The organism is Mycobacterium sp. THU-M104, from assembly GCF_049197365.1.
GTDB lineage: Bacteria > Actinomycetota > Actinomycetes > Mycobacteriales > Mycobacteriaceae > Mycobacterium.
Genome location: NZ_JBMIOP010000093.1, coordinates 1 through 7598, shown reverse-complemented (window position 1 = coordinate 7598; position 7598 = coordinate 1). Strand labels below are relative to the sequence as shown.

General features: G+C 68.6%; 5 protein-coding genes and 5 pseudogenes. 3 read left to right on the top strand and 7 right to left on the bottom strand.

Annotation, left to right across the window (positions count from 1 at the left end):
• Positions 1 to 831, bottom strand: an 831-nt coding sequence (locus tag ACOJVU_RS08805) for an SCO6745 family protein (protein WP_421529422.1), incomplete at its 3' end; no start/stop codon positions are given.
• Between the two features lie 46 nt (positions 832 to 877).
• A complete protein-coding gene (locus ACOJVU_RS08800; protein WP_421529421.1) occupies positions 878 to 2353 on the bottom strand; it encodes an MFS transporter in 1476 nt (491 codons plus the stop codon).
• Positions 2354 to 2559: 206 nt separating this feature from the next.
• On the opposite strand from ACOJVU_RS08800, the gene ACOJVU_RS08795 reads away from it, so the two are divergent.
• Entirely contained in the window at positions 2560 to 2904 is a 345-nt protein-coding gene (locus ACOJVU_RS08795) for a DUF732 domain-containing protein (RefSeq protein ID WP_421529420.1), read from the top strand.
• Between the two features lie 15 nt (positions 2905 to 2919).
• Here the strand turns inward: ACOJVU_RS08795 and ACOJVU_RS08790 are convergent, their stop codons facing one another.
• The 5 genes and pseudogenes from ACOJVU_RS08790 to ACOJVU_RS08770 form a co-directional block, all read right to left on the bottom strand.
• Positions 2920 to 4488: a Na+/H+ antiporter gene (locus tag ACOJVU_RS08790; protein WP_421529419.1), complete on the bottom strand. Its 1569-nt coding sequence runs from the start codon at positions 4486 to 4488 to the stop codon at positions 2920 to 2922.
• Positions 4489 to 4566: 78 nt separating this feature from the next.
• Positions 4567 to 5350, bottom strand: a pseudogene (locus ACOJVU_RS08785) (SDR family oxidoreductase).
• Between the two features lie 50 nt (positions 5351 to 5400).
• A pseudogene (locus ACOJVU_RS08780) lies at positions 5401 to 5923 on the bottom strand (TauD/TfdA dioxygenase family protein).
• A gap of 18 nt (positions 5924 to 5941) precedes the next feature.
• Positions 5942 to 6277, bottom strand: coding sequence for a hypothetical protein (locus tag ACOJVU_RS08775; RefSeq protein WP_421529418.1), 336 nt, complete (start codon positions 6275 to 6277; stop codon positions 5942 to 5944).
• A 2-nt stretch (positions 6278 to 6279) separates the two neighbouring features.
• Positions 6280 to 6795: pseudogene (locus ACOJVU_RS08770) on the bottom strand (SRPBCC family protein); the annotation flags it as partial.
• Here ACOJVU_RS08770 and ACOJVU_RS08765 point away from each other — a divergent pair.
• Positions 6749 to 7135: pseudogene (locus ACOJVU_RS08765) on the top strand (LLM class flavin-dependent oxidoreductase); the annotation flags it as partial. The pseudogenes ACOJVU_RS08770 and ACOJVU_RS08765 sit on opposite strands and share 47 nt — an antisense overlap.
• Positions 7099 to 7350, top strand: a pseudogene (locus ACOJVU_RS08760) (glycoside hydrolase); the annotation flags it as partial. The pseudogenes ACOJVU_RS08765 and ACOJVU_RS08760, both read left to right, overlap by 37 nt.
• Positions 7351 to 7598 lie beyond the last annotated feature (248 nt).

Sequence of the window (7598 nt, the reverse complement as noted above, 5' to 3'; positions counted from 1 at the left end):
GACGGCGGGCACATCGCCGGCGGCGACGACGATGCGGGTGATCGGTGTGAGCGCCCGGAACAACGCCTCGACCTCCCCGTCATCGAGTGCGTCGAGCGCCGACAGGGACACCGTGTCCGTCGCCGCCTCGATGCGGCCTTTCAGGTCCCGGCCGGCGTCGGTGAGCGACCCGTCGCCGTCGAGCAGGCCCCGCTCAGCCAGCGCCTGCTCGTGGTGACGCCACGCCGCCTCGTCATAGTCGCGGACGCGGGCGATCACATCGCGCGGGATCCGCCCGGCCGCGGCGTGCAGCACGTTGGACTCGCGCCCGGAGATACCCGCGGCGGCCAGCACCGCGACGTGCGCGTCACCGCGCTGCTCGCGCAGCAGCGTCGTGGCGTGCCACAACGCGGCCAGCGGATCGTCCGGCCACGGTAAGGCGCGGTTCGCGGCGAACAGTGGCCGCCCGTCCAGCGGCGCCTGCCGCGCCGCCTTGCCTGCCAATTGCGCTGCCACCGTGGCATTTTCGTCCGCACTCAGCCCGTAGCGCCGCAGCGCCGCCACCGCGGATTCCTGGCGTGCGCGCAGCGCGGCCTGCGGGCCGGCGATCTCCCAGGCCGCGGGCAGGGCCTTGGCGACCCGCTCGGGGGCGAAGTTGTAGAACATCGCGGTCACCACCTCGGCCGGCACCGGGCCCAGCGGGGCCGAACGGGCGGCGAAATAGCCCATCCAGAAACCCCGGTAACCCAGCCCGTCCAACGCCGCCCGCGCTTCGGGCGCGAAGTACGTCACCGCGTGCACCGGCTCGAAACGGTCGAAGAAACGTCGCGCCAATTCCGGCTCTCTGGGCATGCCCGCAGTCAACCAGACGCGCCCTCCCGGCGAATCGACGCGTCCCTCAGCGATCCGCCGGCTCGTCGTCCTCGGCGTCGGCTGCGGTCAGCGGCATGGCCAGGTCTTCCAGCGACCGTTGTTCGGCCGCCACCCCCAGCCACAGTTCGACGAGGCCCGCAATCGCCATCACCGCCGCCCCGATGAGGAACGACCACATCACCTGCCCGCGCTGCCCGGAATCGATCATCTGGCCGAACAGCAACGGCCCGGTGATGCCGCCGATCGCCGTACCCATCGCATAGAAGAAAGCGATCGCCAGCGCCCTGGTCTCCATCGGGAAGATCTCGCTGACGGTCAGGTAGGCCGCGCTCGCACCCGCCGACGCCAGGAAGAACGCCGCCGCGAGCACCGCGATGAAGGTCCACACACCGCCGGTCCGGGTCACGAACAGCACGGCGAGCACAACCACGACGGCGGCGGAACCGATGTAGGACATCGTGATCATCGGTTTACGGCCGACGGAGTCGAAAAGGTGCCCCAGCAGCAGGGGGCCGAGAAAGTTGCTCAGCGCCCACACGACGAAGAACAGCGGCACCGTCCCGGAGGGGACTCCGTAGAACCCGCTCAACAACGTCCCCAGGTTGAACGTGACGCCGTTGTAGAGGAACGCCTGCCCGATGAACAACGCCAGTCCAAGGGCTGCGCGCCCCGGATACAGCGTGAAAGCCACCTTCGCGATCTCGGCAAACGAGATCGCCTTGCGCTGCAGCACTTTCAGCGGCCGACCTTCGGGTTCGGGAAGCGGTTCACCCGTCTCCCGCCGCACGTCCGCCTCGATGTCGCCGACAATTCGCTCGGCTTCCTGCTCGCGCCCGTGGATGAACAGCCAGCGTGGGCTTTCGGGGACGTTGCGCCGAACCAGCAGGACGAAGATGCCGAAGATCGCGCCGATCCCGAACGCAAGCCGCCAGCCGACGTCGACCGGGAAGTGGGAGGTGTCGAGAAGAACCAGCGCCCCGGCCGCTCCCGCGGCAGACCCGAGCCAGTAGGTGCCGTTGATCACGAGGTCCACGCGACCGCGCACCCGCGCGGGGATCAGTTCGTCGATCGCGGAGTTGATCGCGGCGTATTCGCCCCCGATGCCGGCGCCGGTGAAGAAGCGCGTGACGAAGAAATACCAGGGCGCGAAGGCGAATGCGGTCGCCACGGTGGAGATCAGGTAGAGCACCAGGGTCAGCATGAACAGGTTGCGCCGACCGAAGCGGTCGGTCAGGTGGCCGAAGAACAATGCGCCCACGCACGCCCCGGTGATGTAGATCGCGGCCGCCACACCGATCTGTGCGGCGTCCAGAGTGATGCCGCTGCCCTTTTCTGTGAGCCGGGCCGAGACGTTGCCGACCATGGTGACCTCGAGGCCGTCGAGAACCCAGACGCCGCCCAGACCGAGCACGACGCGCCAGTGGAACCGCGACCACGGGAGCCGGTCAAGGCGCGCCGGCACCTGGGTCGTGATCGTCCCGACCTGCGCACCTGTGCTCATCGTTGCTCCGTTCTGGGTCCGAGACCGGGTGGGCCACCGGCTGGCCGTCGCAAACTCAAGGTTCCCAAGTTACTGACCACGCACCCCTGCGGCGGCCTGCGGGGCATGCCGGGGCGGCCCGGCAGGACGGACATGGTGGATTCGGCTACCGTTTACCTACCGTCGTGGTCGACGCCGAGGCGTCGCACGCGCGTCCGGAGGCAGCCATGACGCACACCTGGGCAATCACCGCGAAGTGGTCGACGATCCCGATTGCGGCCCTGCTCTTCGCGGCCCCGGCCGCGGCCGGTCAGACCGACGACGCCTTCGTCGCGACGTTGGACAAGCGCAGGATCGTCTTCCCGAGCGACGACGCCGCAGTCGCGGAGGCCAGAAACGTGTGCGCCAAGCTCGACAAAGGCCAGACACCGGCGGGCCTGACACTGTCCCTCGCCAAAACAACGGCGCTGTCGGCCCGCGACGCCGGCTACTTCATCGGTGCTTCGGTGGCCTTCTATTGCCCGCAGCACAGGAGCGGCGCCGGAAGTGCGGTGCCCCCGCCCGGCAGGTGAGTCGAGCGCCCGGGGTCACAGGTCGCTCAGCCTCGCCTCCTCGAGATCCAGGCTGCGCTCGATGGCCCGCAACACCGTCGCGCTGATCCGGCCCTGCTGTCGCAAACCCACGACCATCGCCCGCTCCGCGGCGAGCATCCCCAGGCGCAGAACACGGTATTCGCCGGCCGGATAGCGCCGCTCCGCCGTGTCCCGGTCGGGTCCCTGCAGCCGGCGTGCCCTGGAGGTGTAGAGGCTGCGCAGTGACGCGACCGCCGCGTCGGACTCGTCGCGCGCCTCGGGCTGTTCGGCGAGCCAGTCGAGCGCGGCAGTGGCCGCCTGTAATCGGGCCTCCCGCTCCTGGTCGCGCCAATCCTGGCGCCCCACCCCGAGCCTGCGGAGCAGCATCGGCAAGCTCATGCCCTGCATGACAAGCGTCACGACGACAACCGACGCCGCGACCACGATCACCAGATCACGATGCGGGAACGGGGAACCGTCGCCGAGTTGCAACGGCGTGGCCATCGCCGCGGCCAGCGAAACGCCGCCGCGCATTCCGGCCCAGCCGATCACCGCCCGTTCCCGCCAGCTTGCTGGTTCGCCCGGATGTCGCCGCAGCCGCCTCAGCACCGGTCGCAGCAGCAGCTCCCACGCCAGGCGCGATCCCATGACCACGGCCAGCACCCCCGCGATGACCATCAACAGCGTCGAGGTGGGAACACCGGGAACTGGGCGAACCACCCGGACCAACTGCATACCGACCAGCGTGAACAACGCACCGTTGAGCAGGAACACCAGTACGTCCATGAACGCGAACGCCTGCAATCGCGCCCCGGGCGCAAACAGCCACCCGGAACGGGCACCGACATAGACCCCCGCCACGACGGTCGCCAGAATTCCCGACAAACCGGCCGCCTCTGCGAGCACATACGCCAGGTAGGGGGTAGCCAGGGACAGGGTGATCTCGAGCAAGGCCTGATCGAGCCGGCGGCGCAGACCGACCAGGACCCAGGCGATCACCAAGCCCAGCGCCGCGCCGCCCAGCGGCGCCACGAGAATTGTCTCCGCGATCTGCCCGGGCCGCACCACGCCCGCGGTCGCGGCAGTCACGGCCCCGACGTAGAGCACCAGCGCAGTGCCGTCGTTGATCAGTCCTTCGCCCTCGACAATGGTCACCAACCGCTCGGGCGCGTTGAGCCGGCGAAAGACCGCGGTGGCCGCGACCGTGTCAGTCGGCGCCACGACCGCTCCGGCTATCGCGGCGATGGTGATCGGCACGCCCGCGACACCGACCATCACCACCATCACTCCCGCCATGGTCACCAGGACCAGGCCCACGGCCAACAGTCCGATCGAGCCGGCATTGGCGCGCAGGTCTTCCGGAGCGATGAAGTACGCGGCGTAGTAGACCAGCGGCGGCAGGAAGACGTAGAAGACGACGGAGGGCGACAGTTCCGGCGTGGGCGTCCACGGCGACAGGCTCAGCAGCGCACCCAACCCGACCAGAACCACCGGGTAGGGCACCCCGAACCGCTCGGACAGCCACCCCGCCAACGCGATTGCCAGCGGAAGGCACAGCAACAGGAACATCACTTGTGAGGTCATCGGCCCGGTCCTCCCGAAGGTGCGTTTCGTCCGCGCCGCGATCGGCCGGCGGTCATGACCCGCAAGTCGGCGGCGGTCTCACGCAGATTCGCGCGCCGACGTCCCGCCGTCGACGGTCAGCACCAGGCCGCTGGTGCGGGTACCCGCCGCGAGGCACAGCGCGGCCTCGCCGACGTCCTCGGGGGTCCCCTCCAGCGGAGGCGGGCGGTCCTTTTGCATCTTCTCGCGCGTCTTCCGCACGAATTTGTCGACGGCTTCCGGGCTCAGCCCCGGGACCGACGATGCGAGGATGGGCGTCGGAACTCCTCCGGGTGCAAGGCAGTTCACGCTGATGTCCAGCGGCGCCAGTTCGGTGGCCACGCTGCGGCTGAAATGGATGACCGCGGCTTTGGAGGCCCGGTAGGTCATCACGCCGCCGCCGGCCTGCAGGCCCCCGATCGACGCCACGTTGATGATGCTGCCGCCGTCGTGATCGGCCATGTGGCGCGCCCGCCTGCTGGGTGCCGAGCATGACGCCCAGGACGTTGACCGCCATGACCTTGGCGAAGTCGCCGAGGTCGGCCTGCAGGAAGCTCCGGTGCATCTTGCTGGAGATGCCGGCGTTGTTGACCATCACGTCGAGGCCGCCGAAATGCCGCACCGCCGCGTCGATCACGGCGCTGATGTCCTCGGCGGACGAGACGTCGACGTGCTCGAACCGCGCGCGGTCACCGCACGCGTCGGCCAATTGCCGTCCAGCGTCGTCGATGTCGGCGATGACCACCGAGGCGCCGGCATCGAGGAACGTGCGCACGACGCCCAGGCCGAGCCCGGAGGCGCCGCCGGTGACGATGGCGACCTTGCCGTCCAACCGTGGGGTCATCAACCGGTCCTTTCGGGTTCGTGGCGAATCCTGCCAGTGTGCTACACGGGTTATTCGATGGGTTCGTCGCCCAGCACGGTGGAGCGCAGCATCTCCCGCGCCGAGTTCGGGTCATAGGGCGCCGCGTGGTGCAGCACGCCGCGGTTATCCCAGATGACGGTGTCGCCGACCGACCAGGCGTGGCTCTACACGATGCCGGGTTCGGTGGCGCGCGCGAGCAACTCGTCCAGCAGCGTCGTCCTTGATCGGGGTGCACCCGTCGATGTGCCAGTCGAAGGTCGCCTTCAGGTATTCCGCCGAGGAGTTCTTGGACCGGTCCAGCGTGATCGGGTAGATCCCGGCGACTGGGTGATGCCCATCGGAGGAGTGATCGACCTTGCCGAGGCGGCGGCAGAAACTCACCTGCGCGTGCGGATCGAGACGCAGACCCCGGAATACCAGCACGCCGTTGGCCTCCAGGGCATCGAGGACGGCGGCCCCGAGCGAGTCGCCGGAAGCCACGTCGGCCAATTCCAGCCCGACGACCTCGGCGCCGACGCGCTCGGTGAGCCTGTTGATGGTGAGGGTGCTCATGGTCGGTCCTTCCGTCGATCAGGGCGTGGGCTCTACGGTGCGGGTCATGACCGCGTCGGCGGCGCAGACGGGCGCGGGCTGGTGCATGATCTCCACCGACATGGCGACCATGACCAGCGAATAGATCAGGTGCAGCAGGTTGAGCGTGTCGTCCGGCAGACCATCGAGGGGGAACTTGTCGCAGTAGTCGATGGCCTCTTCCAGGCACGGGAAGAACGCGTCGTAGAACTCCCGCATCTGCGGCATCGTGCTGGACATCCGGGCGTTCCAGCGTTCCGTCTCGGTGGCCAGGCACCACGTCTGGGCGTACGGCTCCAGTTCGGCGAAGGCACTGGGCAGCAGGGCATCCGACATGCTCACACTCCCGCCGGTGCCGTTTGGCGGCGGTAGGCCTGATATTCAGCAACCCAGTCGACGACCACCTTGTGCAGGTGCCGCACCAGGATCTCCTGGTCGTTGAGCGGGAACTCATCGACGATGCCGTACTCCAATGCTGCCTGGGTGCCGCCGAGCATGCCCGCGTCCTGCAACGCGAACTCCTTGAGCACCACCGAGGCGACTTCGTGCTGAATGCGTTCCCGCACAAGGCGGGCCGGAGAGAAGCCGGAGAGAAGTAGGTAAAAATTGCTGATCCCCCAGGGTTCGATGCCGACGGGATTGAGCCCAGGGGGCAACTGACCGATGTCGGGGGTGCGCCACGGGCCGACCAGCCCGCTCTCGGTGGCCCGCTCGATCGGGTACATGTACTCGGGCGGCGACAGCCACCGGCGCCGACCCGCGGTGGACACCATCCGGTGCGGGCCGTCGAGTTGGAAGTGCCCGCAGGTGAATCCGGCGTTGGGGTCGCGCGCGCAGCGGCTGACCGGTCTGCTCGAGGACGGAAGGGCCGCCGCAGCGGACGGATTCGCCTCGTTCCGGCTCCCGCAGGTGCCCGGCTACCTCGACGCGATGACGGCCGTCGCGCTGCTCGGGCAGGTCACCGACCGCATCGAGATCGGCACCGCGGTCGTGCCCATCCAGACCCGGCACCCGCTCATCATGGCGCAACAGGCACTGACCACGCAGGCCGCGTGCACGGGCCGGTTCACGCTGGGAATCGGCCTGTCACACCATTGGATCGTCGTCGACCAGCTGGGGCTGCCCTACGAGCGGCCCGCCCGTCTGGTCGGCGACGCCCGGAGGGGATCGCGCTCGGCAACCAGATCGCCGGGTATGCCCTCGCGAACGCCAAACGCTGGGGCATCAACCACGTGATCTGGCGGCAACGGATCTACCCGGGCATCGGCACGGGGAGCTGGACGGCGGACTACGGCAACGAAACCCTCAACCACTACGACCACGTTCACATCGCCACCAATGGGGGCGGCTACCCCAGCGGGCACGAGATCTACTACATCGCGGCGATGAGCCCGCAGCCGCCGGCGTGATCGGCGTCTGCGAATCTCCGCATGCCACGAGCGTCGAACCGCCCCACCGGTGGTACGAAATCACCACCCAGGGTGAGAACGGGCGATCGGTCACGGCGTGGGGATATTCGGATGCCGGACCGTGGGGTTCCTGAGCCGGCGGTTGCTCATGGGTTCTCGCTGCGACTTCTGATGTTCAATCTGCCGGATCAGCTCGCGCTTTGCTTCGCCGAGGGCGCGGGTTAGGTCCGGGTTGTCAGCAACCGCTA